The organism is Bacillus inaquosorum (genome assembly GCF_023238325.1).
GTDB lineage: Bacteria > Bacillota > Bacilli > Bacillales > Bacillaceae > Bacillus > Bacillus inaquosorum.
This window is the reverse complement of the sequence record NZ_CP096592.1, coordinates 2,749,875-2,764,063: the sequence shown is the minus strand read 5'-3', so window position 1 is coordinate 2,764,063 and position 14,189 is coordinate 2,749,875. Positions and strand designations below refer to the sequence as shown.

The following is a 14,189-nucleotide window of genomic DNA, read 5'->3' as shown; positions in this document are numbered from 1 at the left end:
GGAGTGGAACGCATTGTTTGGAAGAACATATTATTGCGGTGATATAACTGAAAAAGCAATTGGTGAATCTGTAACGCTGAAAGGCTGGGTCCAAAAAAGACGGGACCTCGGCGGATTGATTTTTATTGACTTGCGTGACCGTACAGGAATTGTTCAAGTCGTTTTTAACCCTGATGTGTCAAAAGAAGCGCTTGCTATTGCAGAAGGCATCAGAAACGAATACGTCCTTGATGTTAAAGGGAAAGTGGTAGCGCGTGAAGAAGGCACGGTCAATGCGAATTTGAAAACAGGCGCAATCGAAATTCACGCTGATGGAGTGACAGTATTAAGTGCTGCAAAGACACCGCCGTTTGCGATTTCTGATCAAGCAGAAGACGTATCAGAGGACGTCCGTTTAAAACACCGTTACTTAGATTTGCGCAGACCGGCTATGTTTCAAACGATGCAGATGCGGCATAACGTGACGAAAGCAGTCCGCAGCTTTTTAGATGATAACGGGTTTCTTGATATTGAAACGCCGATTTTAACAAAAAGCACACCTGAGGGAGCACGTGACTACTTGGTGCCGAGCCGTGTGCACGAAGGTGAGTTCTATGCGCTGCCTCAGTCTCCGCAGCTATTTAAACAGCTTCTGATGGTATCCGGCATTGAACGCTATTATCAGATTGCCCGCTGTTTCCGCGATGAAGACTTGCGTGCGGACCGCCAGCCTGAGTTTACGCAGATCGATATTGAAATGTCCTTTATGAGCCAGGAGGACATTATGTCATTGGCTGAGGATATGATGGCAAAGATTATGCGTGAAACAAAAGGGGTGGAGCTCAAGCTTCCTCTTCCTCGAATGACGTATGACGAGGCAATGAACAAATACGGTTCTGATAAACCTGATACGCGTTTTGACATGCTGTTGACAGATGTGTCTGACATTGTGAAGGATACAGAATTTAAAGTATTCTCATCAGCTGTGGAAAACGGCGGCGTTGTCAAAGCGATTAATGTAAAAGGCGGAGCCGGCGATTACTCCAGAAAAGACATCGACGCTCTTGGCGCTTTTGCTGCAAACTACGGGGCAAAGGGACTTGCCTGGGTGAAAGTTGAGGCAGACGGAGTGAAAGGCCCGATCGCCAAATTCTTTGATGAAGAAAAGCAGTCTAAGCTGATTGAAGCACTTGATGCTGCTGAAGGTGATTTGCTGCTGTTCGGAGCGGATAAGTTCGAAGTTGTTGCTGCATCACTCGGCGCCCTGCGCTTAAAGCTTGGGAAAGAGCGCGGATTGATTGACGAAAACCTGTTTAATTTCTTATGGGTCATCGACTGGCCGCTCTTAGAGCATGATCCGGAGGAAGGCCGTTTTTACGCAGCCCACCATCCGTTCACAATGCCTGTCCGTGAAGACCTTGAGCTGATTGAAACAGCGCCTGAAGACATGAAAGCACAAGCCTATGACCTCGTCTTAAACGGCTATGAGCTTGGCGGAGGTTCGATCCGTATTTTCGAAAAGGATATTCAGGAAAAAATGTTTGCGCTTCTTGGCTTCTCACAAGAAGAAGCAGCTGAGCAGTTCGGATTCCTTTTAGAAGCATTTGAATACGGCGCTCCTCCGCACGGCGGAATCGCGCTCGGCTTAGACCGACTCGTTATGCTTCTCGCAGGACGTACGAACCTAAGAGATACGATCGCATTCCCGAAAACGGCAAGTGCAAGCTGCCTGATGACAGAAGCGCCAGGGGAAGTAAGCGACGCCCAGCTTGATGAGCTTCATCTTTCTATTAAGAAAAAAGTTAAGAACTGAATGAGCAGTTCGATTCTTGAAAATCAAAATCGTCTGTGATATGATTTTGACAAGTTAAATAAAGTCCTGATGTGTTAGTTGTACACCTAGTTTTGACCGAACATTTTTTTGATTTGGGAGCCCGCATTTTTAAATGGCGTACATGCCTCTTTTCATTCGGTAAAGAGGACTTACAAGATTTAAAAGAGGGCACCCACCTGCTGAGAGCGGGTTCAAAACAAAGGAAAGCTGCAACGGCACTATTGGGACTTTATTTTTTGTGCGCAGAAAAAACGGCTGCTCATGGATCAGCCATTTTATAGATGAAAACCAGAATACGAATGTGGAGTGAGGTTCTTGTTACACCAGTTTTCACGCAATGAATTAGCTATCGGAAAAGAAGGCCTTGAAACGCTGAAAAACAGCACGGTTGCTGTTCTTGGGGTCGGCGGAGTCGGATCGTTCGCGGCGGAAGCTCTCGCGCGGTCAGGCGTCGGCCGCATTCTGCTTGTCGACAAAGATGATGTGGACATTACAAATGTAAACCGCCAGCTTCACGCGCTTCTTTCAACAGTCGGACAGCCGAAAGTTGATTTAATGAAAGCGCGGATCGCAGACATTAACCCAGAGTGTGAAGTGATCGCGTTAAAAATGTTCTATACGGAAGAAACGTATGAGCAATTTTTTGAATATAATCTTGACTATGTCATTGATGCGTCAGACACCATTCATTATAAAATTCATTTAATGAAAGAATGTCTGAAACGGGATATTCCGCTCATTTCCAGCATGGGTGCAGCGAATAAAACGGATCCGACACGCTTCCAAATCGCTGATATTTCAAAAACGCACACTGATCCAATTGCAAAGGTTGTCCGTACGAGATTACGCAAAGAGGGTATCAAAAAGGGCGTTCAAGTGATTTTCTCTGACGAAAGCCCGATTGTCATTCGGGAAGATGTCAGAAAAGAAGTGGGAAATGATGAAGCGAAAATCCGCAAAGCAAAAATGCCGCCATCCTCTAATGCTTTTGTGCCGTCAGTTGCCGGTTTGATTATGGGCGGACATGTTGTCATGGAGCTTTTGAAAGACATTGAAATCAAACGTGTGAAAGATAAATAACCCGTAAAAAACAGCCTTGAGTCATCAAGGCTGTTTTTGTCTTATTTTCTTTTCATTAATTTGTCGTATACCTGCTTTAACGCGGATTCGAACTTGCCCGTTTGCTTCGGCTTGTAATATTGCTTGTTCTTTAAAGGATCAGGGAGATATTGCTGTTCGACCCATCCATTGTCGTAATTGTGCGGGTATTTATAGTCGATTCCTCTTCCTAATTCCTGTGCTCCTTTATAATGCGCGTCCTTTAAATGCTTCGGGACATCCCCGATTTTTCCGGCTCTGATATCCGCCAGCGCCTCATCGATTGCGAGAATGGCTGAGTTTGATTTCGGTGAGAGGCAAAGTTCAATGACTGCGTTGGCCAGCGGGATTCGTGCTTCGGGAAATCCGACTCGCTCAGCGGTCTGAATAGCGTGCAGCACTCTTGAACCGGCTTGCGGGCTTGCTAAGCCGATATCTTCATAGGCGATAACAAGCAGTCGTCTTGCGATGCTTTCCAGATCGCCAGCTTCAATTAATCTTGCCAAATAGTGAAGAGCGGCGTTGGCATCAGAGCCGCGGATTGATTTTTGAAAGGCGGACAAAACATCATAATGCGCGTCACCATCTTTATCGTGAGAAAAGCTCTTTTTCTGCAAACATTCTTCCGCGGTTTCTAATGTAATGTGAATTACGCCGCCAGCTGACTCCTTCGTTGACAAGACGGCCAGCTCAAGCGCATTTAAAGCGGATCGGACGTCTCCTCCGCATCCGTGGGCAAAATGCTCCATCGCCTGATCATCAATGGATACAGAATATGTGCCAAGGCCCCGATGCTCATCATGAAGCGCCCGTTCCAGAGCCTGTTTAATCAGTTCCGGTGTTAACGGCTCAAGCTCAAAAATCTGTGTCCGGCTTCTGATCGCAGGATTAATGGCATGATACGGGTTAGCCGTGGTTGCTCCGATCAAAATGATCATCCCGTTTTCTAAATAAGGCAATAGAAAATCTTGTTTCCCTTTATCCAGCCTGTGAACTTCATCCAGAATCAAAATCACCTGACCTGACATTTTAGCTTCCTGGGCTACGATTTCCATATCTTTTTTATTGTTAATGACAGCATTCAGCTTCCGAAAAGCAATACTTGTTGAACCGGCGATTGCTGTTGCGATTGATGTTTTTCCAATTCCGGGAGGCCCGTACAAAATCATGGATGACAAATGTTTTGCCTGAACCATTCTGCCGATAATTTTATCTTCAGCCACCAGATGCTGCTGGCCGATAATATCCTCTATTTTTGTCGGACGCATCCGATATGCCAATGGCTTCATCATCATCTCTCCTTACTTAATTACAGGGTAACGGAAAACTGGACATTAGAAAAGAGGGAAGGCCCGTTTCCGCCTGCCTCAATGAAAATTTACTGAAGATATGTTATAATAACAGTTGGTCTATTAGATAATAAACGGACGAATCATATAGAAATTACCATTATAAATGTGGAAAATCATGAAATAACAGAGGTGTTCATGTTGAAAATATCAACTAAGGGAAGATACGGGCTGACCATTATGATCGAGCTTGCAAAAAAGCATGGTGAGGGTCCGACTTCATTAAAAAGCATCGCACAGACGAATAATTTGTCCGAGCATTATTTGGAGCAGCTGGTATCGCCGCTCAGAAATGCCGGTTTAGTGAAAAGTATCAGAGGCGCATACGGCGGATATGTATTAGGCAGCGAGCCGGATGCAATTACGGCGGGAGATATTATCCGTGTACTTGAGGGGCCGATCAGTCCTGTTGAAGTGCTGGAAGACGAGGAGCCTGCCAAGCGTGAACTCTGGATTCGCATTCGGGATGCTGTGAAAGAGGTTTTAGACAGTACAACACTAGAGGATCTTGCAAGCTATACAGACGGAGAGCAAGAAGCTTATATGTTCTATATTTAGATCAGAGGTGTAAACATAATGGAACGGATTTATTTAGATCATGCCGCAACGTCTCCGCTGGATGAGCGCGTGCTGGAAAAAATGATACCGCATTTCTCCGGCAATTTCGGCAATCCATCCAGTATTCATTCATTTGGAAGAGAATCTCGAAAATGGGTGGACGAAGCAAGAGCGCAGATTGCAGCTGAAATCGGAGCTACAGAGCAGGAGATCATTTTTACAAGCGGGGGCACGGAAGCTGATAACTTGGCTATCATGGGAACCGCGCTTGCAAGAAAAGATTTGGGCAGACATATCATCACGACAAAAATTGAACATCACGCCGTGCTTCACACGTGTGAAAAACTTGAGGAAGACGGATTTGAAGTAACGTATCTGGACGTTGACCAAAATGGAAGAGTCAGTGCAAATCAGGTGAAAGAAGCACTGCGTGATGATACAATCCTTGTGACAGTGATGTATGGAAATAATGAAGTCGGAACAGTGCAGCCGATCGATGAAATCGGTGAGCTGCTGAAGGAACACCAGGCTTATTTTCATACGGATGCTGTTCAGGCATTCGGGTTGCTGCCAATTCATGTGAAAAACAGCCATATTGACCTTCTGTCTGTTTCTGGGCACAAGCTCAACGGGCCAAAAGGGACAGGCTTTTTATATGCAAGTAAAGATGTGAAGCTTTCCCCGCTCTTGTTCGGAGGAGAGCAAGAAAGAAAACGCCGTGCCGGAACAGAAAATGTTCCCGGTATTGTCGGGCTGAAAGAAGCCATCAAGCTGTCAAGTGAAGAACGGGACGAAAAAAACGAGAAGTATCAATCGTTTAAAACAATTGTTGCCGACACGCTTGAACATGCCGGTGTGGCATTCGAGATCAACGGGGACAAAGAGCATAGTTTGCCGCATGTACTGAACCTGTATTTCCCCGGTGTATCAGTAGAAGCACTGCTTGTAAATCTTGATATGGCGGGAGTCGCTGTCTCAAGCGGATCAGCGTGCACCGCCGGTTCGGTCCTGCCGTCACATGTGCTGACTGCCATGTTCGGGGATGAGAGTGACCGGCTGACGTCCTCGATTCGGATCAGCTTCGGCCTCGGCAATACGGCTGAGCAAGTGAAAACCGCTGCCAAACATGTGGCCGACGTTGTCAAACGGCTGACACAATAAGGCGGCTTAGTTATTGGAGTGAATAAAATGGAAAAACGGCCGGAGGATACAAGAGTCGTCGTCGGCATGTCCGGCGGAGTAGACTCATCTGTGGCGGCCCTGCTGTTAAAAGAACAGGGCTATGATGTAATCGGAATCTTTATGAAAAACTGGGATGATACGGACGAAAACGGTTTTTGCACGGCGACAGAGGATTATGAAGATGTGATCCGCGTCTGCAATCAAATTGGAATTCCGTACTATGCCGTTAATTTTGAAAAGCAATATTACGAGAAGGTATTTCAATACTTCCTCGATGAATATAAAGCAGGCAGAACACCAAACCCGGATGTGCTGTGCAACAAAGAAATTAAATTCAAGGCATTTTTGGAGCATGCCCTGTCACTTGGCGCCGACTATTTAGCGACTGGCCACTATGCAAGGGTCGACAGAAGCGGCGGCAAAGTCAGAATGCTGCGCGGCATTGATGAAAACAAAGATCAAACGTACTTCTTGAATCAGCTGACAGAAGAAACGCTAAGCAAAGTCATGTTCCCGATCGGCGAGCTTCAAAAAAGCCGTGTGCGTGAAATTGCCAAAGAGGCAGATCTTGCAACGGCAACGAAAAAAGACAGTACGGGCATCTGTTTTATCGGCGAACGCAACTTCAAAACGTTTCTCAGCCAATATCTCCCTGCACAGCCGGGCGATATGATGACGATGGACGGCGAAGTAAAAGGACGCCACGACGGGTTAATGTACTACACGATCGGACAGCGTCACGGCCTTGGCATCGGAGGAAGCGGCGAGCCGTGGTTTGCGGTTGGTAAAGATCTTGAAAAGAACATCCTCTACGTGGATCAAGGGTTCCATAACCCGCTTCTTTATTCCGACAAAATTACAGCTACGAATATTAGCTGGGTTCGTTCGGATATCATGAAGGGCGAAGAGATTTCCTGCACGGCTAAATTCCGTTATCGCCAAGAAGATCATAAAGTGACGGTGCGCATGACAGGTGAAGGAGAAGCGGAAGTCATCTTTGATGAACAAGTCCGTGCTGTCACGCCGGGTCAAGCCGTTGTCTTCTATGATGGCGAAGAATGCCTTGGCGGCGGAACTATTGATGATGTGTACAAAGACGGAACAAAATTGTGGTACGTATAAAAGATGAAAAACCTCAACACTGAGTTGGGGTTTTTTAATGAAAGGAAGATGGTCGGTGGATTATAATCAACTCGGTATAGAGGCGATGCAAAAAGGCGATTACGAGAAAGCGGCAGAGGCATTTACAAAAGCGATTGAAGAAAATAAAGAAGACGCGATTCCGTATATTAACTTTGCTAACCTGCTTTCATCCGTGAACGAGCTGGAACGGGCTTTAGCGTTTTATGATAAAGCGCTTGAATTAGACAGCAGCGCCGCCACTGCTTATTATGGAGCAGGAAATGTCTATGTTGTAAAAGAAATGTACAAAGAAGCGAAAGACATGTTTGAAAAAGCGCTTCGTGCCGGGATGGAAAACGGCGACCTGTTTTATATGCTCGGAACGGTTCTTGTCAAGCTCGAACAGCCTAAGCTTGCACTGCCATATTTACAAAGAGCGGTCGAACTGAATGAGAACGATACAGAAGCGCGCTTTCAATTTGGGATGTGCTTAGCGAACGAGGGCATGCTGGACGAAGCGCTCAGCCAATTCGCAGCTGTAACAGAGCAAGATCCTGGGCACGCTGATGCATTTTACAATGCCGGTGTTGCTTATGCTTATAAAGAAAATCGAGAAAAAGCGCTGGAAATGCTGGACAAGGCGATTGACATCCAGCCAGATCATATGCTTGCGCTTCATGCAAAAAAACTGATCGACCCATCATAACAGGCAGAGGAGGAGGGACAGCTCGTGCAGCAGCATCCGGATCAGCTTAAACTGGAGGAAGAGCCCTATTTAAAAGGGACAGTCAACACAGTCATCTATCATAATGACACCAATTTATATACGGTTCTGAAAGTGAAAGTCACAGAGACCTCCGAAGCTATTGAAGATAAAGCCGTATCCGTGACGGGCTACTTCCCTGCGCTTCAAGAAGAAGAGACCTACACGTTTTACGGAAAGATCGTAACCCATCCAAAATTCGGGCTCCAATTTCAGGCGGAGCATTTCAAAAAGGAGATTCCGACGACTAAGGAAGGCATCATTCAATATTTATCGAGTGATTTGTTCGAGGGAATCGGCAAAAAAACAGCCGAGGAAATTGTGAAAAAGCTGGGCGACAGCGCTATTAATAAAATATTGGCTGACGCTTCAGTGCTTTATGACGTTCCGAAGCTGTCAAAAAAGAAAGCTGATACGCTGGCCGGCGCCTTGCAGCGTCATCAGGGACTGGAGCAAATCATGATTTCCCTGAATCAGTTTGGCTTCGGCCCGCAGCTGTCTATGAAAATCTACCAAGCCTATGAATCCGAGACGCTTGAAAAGATTCAGGAAAACCCTTATCAGCTTGTGAAAGATGTAGAAGGCATCGGATTTGGGAAAGCGGATGAGCTGGGCAGCAGAATGGGCCTTTCGGGTAATCACCCTGAGCGGGTAAAAGCCGCCATATTGTACACGCTTGAAACGACTTGTCTGTCAGAAGGGCATACGTACATAGAAACGGAGAAGCTGATTATTGACACCCAATCTCTGTTAAATCAATCAGCTCGGGAGGGACAGCGCATCACTGAAATGGATGCCGCTAACGCGATTATTGCCCTTGGAGAAAATAAAGACATTGTCATAGAAGATGGCCGCTGTTATTTTCCATCGCTGTTTTACGCTGAACAAAATGTTGCTAAGCGAGTGAAACATATCGCAAGCCAAACTGAATATGATGACCAGTTTCCCGAATCAGAATTTCTGCTCGCTTTAGGAGAACTGGAAGAACGGATGAACGTTCAGTATGCCCCTAGCCAGAAGGAAGCGATTCAAAAAGCCCTTTCCTCACCGATGCTTCTTTTAACGGGGGGACCGGGAACAGGGAAAACGACGGTAATCAGAGGGATTGTCGAACTGTACGGAGAGCTTCACGGTGTGTCACTCGACCCGTCAGCGTATAAAAAGGATGAAGCTTTTCCGGTTGTATTGGCCGCACCGACAGGAAGAGCGGCGAAACGGATGAGTGAATCAACGGGGCTTCCGGCAGTGACGATTCACAGGCTGCTTGGCTGGAACGGCGCTGAAGGATTTACCCATACAGAGGATGAGCCGATTGAAGGGAAGCTGTTAATAATCGATGAAGCCAGCATGCTTGATATATGGCTGGCGAACCATTTGTTCAAGGCGATCCCTGATCATATTCAAATCATCATTGTCGGTGACGAAGATCAGCTGCCTTCTGTCGGTCCGGGCCAAGTGCTGAGAGACCTTTTGGCATCCCAGGTGATACCGACTGTGAGACTGACAGACATCTACCGCCAGGCGGAGGGTTCATCGATTGTCGAGCTTGCCCACCAAATGAAAAATGGGTTGCTGCCAAACAATTTGACTGCCCCGACGAAGGACCGTTCCTTTATTCGCTGCGGAGGCTCGCAAATTAAAGAGGTAGTTGAGAAGGTTGTCGCCAATGCATTGAAAAAAGGCTATACGGCAAAGGACATTCAGGTTCTCGCCCCGATGTACAGAGGAAAAGCCGGGATCAATGAACTGAATGTGATGCTACAGGATATTTTGAATCCTCCTAGAGAAAAACGGAGGGAAATAAAGTTCGGGGATGTTGTCTACAGAACCGGGGATAAAATTTTGCAGCTCGTCAATCAGCCGGAAAACAATGTGTTCAACGGAGACATTGGCGAAATTACATCGATATTTTATGCGAAGGAAAATACAGAAAAAGAAGATATGGCCGTCGTTTCTTTTGACGGCAATGAAATGACGTTTACGAAAAAAGATTTTAACCAGTTTACCCATGCGTATTGCTGCTCTATTCATAAATCGCAGGGAAGTGAATTTCCGATTGTGGTTTTGCCTGTTGTGAAAGGCTATTATAGAATGCTCAGAAGAAACCTTCTTTATACCGCTATTACAAGAGCAAAGAAATTTCTCATTTTATGCGGAGAAGAGGAAGCGCTGGAGTGGGGCGTGAAAAATAACGACGCAACTGTCAGACAGACTTCTTTGAAAAACAGGCTGTCATTACAGGTTGAGGAAATGGATGCTGAGCTTGAAGCTTTGCAAAAGGAGCTCCCATTCAGCGTACACGATGCCAATATTGGCATGGAAGGCATTACACCATTCGATTTTATGAAAGAAGAACAGCTGTAAAAAGGCTCCCGTGATAGCGGGAGTTTTTTTATTTGCGGTGGAAGTGATTTCATCGTATGAGTCAAAGGCGCAAAGCAAAACCTAAGCCTGTTCAACAAAAGGTGGTTGATCACACTTTGAGAACATGCCATGAAGTAGAAGGATTCCCAGTATACTCAGAACGAACTTCTTGTTATCTCGGGACTATATCCGATATTTGTTTTTCTCTTGAGGGAGATTGTCTTGGGTTTATTCTTGCACAAAAACGGTTTTTGCATCATCATCATGCGCTATTAAGGGCGTGTGATATCTCTTGTATTCTTGATGACCGCATATTGGCCTCGGTCAGTTCAGATCAGCTTTTGCCTCTTCCGAAATCATGCTTCACATACGAGCAGATGAAAATGAAGCTTGTGAAATCGCAAGAGGGAGATATATTGGGGATGCTGGAAGATGTATACTTTTGTCTGGACAGGGGCATAATCGTAGCATATGAACTCTCGGACGGTTTCTTTTCTGACCTGGCGGGAAGCAAGCGCCAGATCCAAAGAGCGGATTCGCTTGTCGAGGTGCGGAAAGACGAGATCGTTCTGAACGGATAGAGGTGTGAGATATGCTTATATGCCCGAACTGCAAAAGTAAGGATATCGGGAAAATCGGCGTGAACCAATATTATTGCTGGGGCTGTTTTATTGAACTGACAGTGGCGAAAGGGAAGATTGCAACTCATCAAGTGGAAGAAGACGGAACGTTAAGCAGCTTGGATGATTTGTTTTCTGAGGATGAACGCAGCATCAATTTTTAATCATGAAAGGAGATGCGCAGGATGAATCGGACGATGACTTCTCTTTTGGCATTGGGAGCCGGAGCTCTCGTGTACCGAATGGCGACTCAATCCGACATGCTGAATAATCGAAGCATGAAGCGGATGAGAAGAAGAATAACGAAAATGTTTTAATGCGAAAAAGGATACTCTCCGAAGAGTATCCTTTTCTATGTTTGCCGTGCCTCGAGGCGCCTGGCTGCGAGTGAAAGGCTGTAGTTGACTGCAAAATACATAAGTGCCGCAAGTAAAAAGATCGGGAAAAAATAACTGCCGTCTGCGCTTTGGCCGTTTAAAATCTGCGCGTTATGAATCAGTTCGGGCAGGGCGATCACTACAGCAAGCGATGTATCTTTTAATAAAGAAATAAACTGGCTTACGATTGGCGGAACCATGCGGCGAAGCGCTTGCGGCATGACAATGAAGAACAGAGCCTGTGTATAGCTCAGCCCGGAGGAGCGCGCCGCTTCAATTTGTCCTTTATCAATTGATTTCAGCCCGCTTCGGATAATTTCAGATAGCATAGCGGATTCGAAAATCGTTAATGCTGTAATTGCTGCAGCTGTAATTTCAAGCTTAATCCCGATTTCCGGAAGGGCAAAGAACGTAAAGAAAATAATTAATAGCAAGGGGAGGTTTCTGATCGTTTCAACGACAACCGCAATCAATTGAGAAAGAACGGGAACTTTCGCATAGCGCAGGGTGCCTGCGATTAAACCGAAGAAAAAGCTCAGAATGATGGAGATGAAAGCAACGTACAAGGTGACGAGAAAGCCATCCCATAAAAACGTTAAATGCTCTCGCGAATAAGCTCCGATAAAATCCAATGTATCTCACTCCTTATCAATAGCTTCTTTCCAGCCGTTTTTCCAAATAGTTAACACCGATGCTAAGCGGTATCGTCAGCACTAAGTAAAAAAGCGCCACAAAAATATAAACATCAAATACAACGAGTGTGCTCGAAGAGACCAAATCGGCCTGATACATAAGATCCAATCCGGCTACAACTCCGAGAATCGAAGAGTTTTTGACTAAGTTTAAAAATTGATTGCCCAATGGCGGAATAACGATTTTGATTGCCTGCGGCAAAATGATATGGAGCATGGCCTGGCTGTAGGTAAAGCCTGACGAACGCGCCGCTTCCATCTGTCCTATTGAAACAGATTGGATGCCTGCTCTGATGGCTTCTGCGATAAACGCAGAGGTATAAATGGTGAGTGCGACCGTTCCCGCTTGAAAACCGTCAAGCCTAAGGCCTGCGCTTGGAAGGCCGAAATAGAAAACAAAGGTAATTAAAAGAAGAGGGATGTTGCGGATAAATTCCACATATGCGGTCCCGAGCCATTGCAGCGGCTTAAAGACTGTAATTCTCATAACCGCAACAACAACGCCGAGAACAAAACTGCCGGCCAGCGCGATGATACTTGCGAGCAGAGTATGGTAAAAACCGTCCATATACATGCCGAAGTTATCGAAAAGAATTGATACATTCATCTGCCTATTCACTCCTTATCAAATCGGGATGAGCATCACCTGCTCATCCCGGGATGGTCGTTATTCAGCTGGGTCTTCTTTGATCCATTTTTTATAAATATCATCATATCTGCCATCTGACTTCATCTTTTTGAGTGAAGCGTTAATTTCCTTCGCGAGAGCAGATTGCCCTTTTTTTACGGCGATCCCGTAAGGCTCATCTGTAAAAGGCTCTCCTGTTAATTGATAATTTTTATTTTCGTCAGCCATCCCGTATAAAATCGCATTATCCGTTGTGAGGGCATCGCCTTGCCCTGATTTGAGCGCCGTAAAGGCTTCTGCGTAGTTTTCAAATTCTAAAACAGATGCTTCAGGCGCTTTTTCACGAATGTTTTGAGAGGAGGTGGAGCCTTTTACTGCAAGAACTTTTGAGCCTTTGCCAAGATCTTCAACACTCTTGATTTTGCTGCCTTTTTTCACGAGCAGCGATTGCCCAGCCTCGAAATAGACATCAGAAAAGTCAACTTCCTTTTTTCGTTCTTCAGTGATCGTCATTGTGGCGACAATAGCATCGATATCCCCGTTTTGCAGCATAGGAATCCTTGTTTTTGAGGTGACCTCTTTAAATTCAGCTTTTTTTTCGTCACCTAAAATGTCTTTAGCGATTTGCTTGGCAATATCGATATCGAAACCCTCAATCTCACCTGAGCTCGGGTTTTTAAGACCGAACAGTCTGGTGTCTGTTTTTACGCCGAAGACAATTTTGTCATTGTCTTTAATGGCGGCTAGCGTATCTTTTTTGCTTTCCTTTGAGGCTTCTCCGTTTGACCCCTTGCTGCCGCAAGCGGCAAGCAAGATGACAGCGAATAAAGAAATGAATGCTAAAGATAAAATCTTTTTCATACAAGTTCCCCCATTTCTGTTTTAATGATTTAAAATACGGCTTAAGAATAAGCGGGCCCGTTCTTCCTTCGGATTCGCGTAAAACTCAGCCGGTGCTGCTTCTTCTAAAATTTTTCCTCCGTCAATGAAGACAATGCGGTCGGCAACTTCTTTGGCAAACCCCATTTCATGCGTCACGACAACCATTGTCATGCCTTCTTTCGCAAGTGTTTTCATGACATCAAGCACCTCGCCGATCATTTCGGGATCAAGTGCTGATGTCGGCTCGTCAAACAGCATGACCTCCGGCTTCATCGCAAGTCCTCTTGCGATGGCTACACGTTGCTGCTGTCCGCCAGAAAGCTGGGAAGGGTAGGCGTCAGCCTTGTCTGGAATGCCGACTTTTTCAAGGTAATAACGCGCCGTTTCCTTTGCTTGTTCAGGTGATTGTCCGAGCACTTTTACAGGCGCCAGCATGATATTTTGCATCACTGTTTTATGCGGATATAAATGAAAGTGCTGAAATACCATCCCGATGTTCCGCCGCACTTTATTAATGTCAGTTTTTCTGTCGTTAATGACAGTGCCGTTTACTGTCAGCGTCCCCTTACTGATCGTCTCCAGCCTGTTGATGCATCTGAGCAATGTGCTTTTACCGGAGCCGGATGGGCCGATGATGACAACAACTTCGCCTTTTTCGATTTGAAGATTAATTTGCTTTAACACGTGAAAATCTCCGTAATGCTTGTTTACATTTTGAAATGTGATCATCGCAATCCTCCT

15 protein-coding genes and 1 other RNA gene are annotated in these 14,189 nt (G+C 45.7%); 11 read left to right on the top strand and 5 right to left on the bottom strand.

What is annotated here, in order from left to right:
• Positions 1–13 precede the first annotated feature (13 nt).
• The 3 genes from aspS to M1M80_RS13955 all read left to right on the top strand — a co-directional run bounded on the left by aspS (position 14) and on the right by M1M80_RS13955 (position 2,893).
• A complete protein-coding gene (gene aspS / locus M1M80_RS13965) occupies positions 14–1,792 on the top strand; it encodes an aspartate--tRNA ligase (protein WP_003237493.1) in 1,779 nt (592 codons plus the stop codon).
• A gap of 60 nt (positions 1,793–1,852) precedes the next feature.
• Positions 1,853–2,045: non-coding RNA, 6S RNA (ssrS, locus tag M1M80_RS13960), on the top strand.
• A gap of 83 nt (positions 2,046–2,128) precedes the next feature.
• Complete coding sequence (locus M1M80_RS13955; RefSeq protein ID WP_060399136.1) at positions 2,129–2,893, top strand: tRNA threonylcarbamoyladenosine dehydratase; 765 nt, start codon at positions 2,129–2,131, stop codon at positions 2,891–2,893.
• 41 nt (positions 2,894–2,934) lie between these two features.
• Here the strand turns inward: M1M80_RS13955 and M1M80_RS13950 are convergent, their stop codons facing one another.
• A complete protein-coding gene (locus tag M1M80_RS13950; protein ID WP_060399135.1) occupies positions 2,935–4,200 on the bottom strand; it encodes a replication-associated recombination protein A in 1,266 nt (421 codons plus the stop codon).
• Positions 4,201–4,401: 201 nt separating this feature from the next.
• Between M1M80_RS13950 and cymR the strand changes: the two genes are divergently transcribed.
• The 8 genes from cymR (at position 4,402) to M1M80_RS13910 (ending at position 11,186) form a co-directional block, all read left to right on the top strand.
• Positions 4,402–4,818: a cysteine metabolism transcriptional regulator CymR gene (cymR, locus tag M1M80_RS13945; protein WP_003225879.1), complete on the top strand. Its 417-nt coding sequence runs from the start codon at positions 4,402–4,404 to the stop codon at positions 4,816–4,818.
• A gap of 18 nt (positions 4,819–4,836) precedes the next feature.
• Positions 4,837–5,979 (top strand): cysteine desulfurase family protein, encoded by a 1,143-nt coding sequence (locus M1M80_RS13940; RefSeq protein ID WP_003237487.1) that lies wholly within the window; start codon positions 4,837–4,839, stop codon positions 5,977–5,979.
• A gap of 27 nt (positions 5,980–6,006) precedes the next feature.
• A complete protein-coding gene (gene mnmA / locus M1M80_RS13935) occupies positions 6,007–7,122 on the top strand; it encodes a tRNA 2-thiouridine(34) synthase MnmA (protein ID WP_060399134.1) in 1,116 nt (371 codons plus the stop codon).
• An 85-nt stretch (positions 7,123–7,207) separates the two neighbouring features.
• Positions 7,208–7,828: a tetratricopeptide repeat protein gene (locus tag M1M80_RS13930; RefSeq protein WP_232919234.1), complete on the top strand. Its 621-nt coding sequence runs from the start codon at positions 7,208–7,210 to the stop codon at positions 7,826–7,828.
• 24 nt (positions 7,829–7,852) lie between these two features.
• On the top strand, positions 7,853–10,249 hold the full coding sequence (gene recD2 / locus M1M80_RS13925; protein WP_003237483.1) for an SF1B family DNA helicase RecD2: 2,397 nt from the start codon (positions 7,853–7,855) through the stop codon (positions 10,247–10,249).
• 56 nt (positions 10,250–10,305) lie between these two features.
• Complete coding sequence (locus tag M1M80_RS13920; protein WP_080429038.1) at positions 10,306–10,830, top strand: PRC-barrel domain-containing protein; 525 nt, start codon at positions 10,306–10,308, stop codon at positions 10,828–10,830.
• A gap of 11 nt (positions 10,831–10,841) precedes the next feature.
• Entirely contained in the window at positions 10,842–11,033 is a 192-nt protein-coding gene (locus M1M80_RS13915; RefSeq protein ID WP_003225893.1) for a hypothetical protein, read from the top strand.
• A 21-nt stretch (positions 11,034–11,054) separates the two neighbouring features.
• Positions 11,055–11,186: a YrzQ family protein gene (locus M1M80_RS13910; RefSeq protein ID WP_003225895.1), complete on the top strand. Its 132-nt coding sequence runs from the start codon at positions 11,055–11,057 to the stop codon at positions 11,184–11,186.
• Between the two features lie 35 nt (positions 11,187–11,221).
• Here M1M80_RS13910 and M1M80_RS13905 read toward each other — a convergent pair whose 3' ends face one another.
• From M1M80_RS13905 to M1M80_RS13890, 4 genes are read right to left on the bottom strand one after another with little or no spacing between them, the layout of a single operon-like run.
• Positions 11,222–11,878, bottom strand: a complete 657-nt coding sequence (locus M1M80_RS13905; RefSeq protein ID WP_003237481.1) for an amino acid ABC transporter permease — start codon at positions 11,876–11,878, stop codon at positions 11,222–11,224.
• 16 nt (positions 11,879–11,894) lie between these two features.
• Entirely contained in the window at positions 11,895–12,545 is a 651-nt protein-coding gene (locus M1M80_RS13900) for an amino acid ABC transporter permease (protein ID WP_003237480.1), read from the bottom strand.
• 60 nt (positions 12,546–12,605) lie between these two features.
• Positions 12,606–13,427 (bottom strand): glutamine ABC transporter substrate-binding protein GlnH, encoded by an 822-nt coding sequence (glnH, locus tag M1M80_RS13895; RefSeq protein WP_003237479.1) that lies wholly within the window; start codon positions 13,425–13,427, stop codon positions 12,606–12,608.
• 21 nt (positions 13,428–13,448) lie between these two features.
• Positions 13,449–14,177, bottom strand: coding sequence for an amino acid ABC transporter ATP-binding protein (locus M1M80_RS13890; RefSeq protein ID WP_060399132.1), 729 nt, complete (start codon positions 14,175–14,177; stop codon positions 13,449–13,451).
• Positions 14,178–14,189: the final 12 nt, after the last annotated feature.

Excerpts from the sequence above, each read along its gene's own strand:
- M1M80_RS13910 (WP_003225895.1), top strand. The coding sequence starts at position 11,055 with ATGAATCGGACGATGACTTCTCTTTTGGCATTGGGAGCCGGAGCTCTC.
- glnH (WP_003237479.1), bottom strand. The coding sequence starts at position 13,427 with ATGAAAAAGATTTTATCTTTAGCATTCATTTCTTTATTCGCTGTCATC.
- M1M80_RS13900 (WP_003237480.1), bottom strand. The coding sequence starts at position 12,545 with ATGAATGTATCAATTCTTTTCGATAACTTCGGCATGTATATGGACGGT.
- M1M80_RS13940 (WP_003237487.1), top strand. The coding sequence starts at position 4,837 with ATGGAACGGATTTATTTAGATCATGCCGCAACGTCTCCGCTGGATGAG.
- M1M80_RS13890 (WP_060399132.1), bottom strand. The coding sequence starts at position 14,177 with ATGATCACATTTCAAAATGTAAACAAGCATTACGGAGATTTTCACGTG.
- M1M80_RS13930 (WP_232919234.1), top strand. The coding sequence starts at position 7,208 with ATGCAAAAAGGCGATTACGAGAAAGCGGCAGAGGCATTTACAAAAGCG.
- M1M80_RS13920 (WP_080429038.1), top strand. The coding sequence starts at position 10,306 with ATGAGTCAAAGGCGCAAAGCAAAACCTAAGCCTGTTCAACAAAAGGTG.
- mnmA (WP_060399134.1), top strand. The coding sequence starts at position 6,007 with ATGGAAAAACGGCCGGAGGATACAAGAGTCGTCGTCGGCATGTCCGGC.
- M1M80_RS13950 (WP_060399135.1), bottom strand. The coding sequence starts at position 4,200 with ATGAAGCCATTGGCATATCGGATGCGTCCGACAAAAATAGAGGATATT.
- M1M80_RS13915 (WP_003225893.1), top strand. The coding sequence starts at position 10,842 with ATGCTTATATGCCCGAACTGCAAAAGTAAGGATATCGGGAAAATCGGC.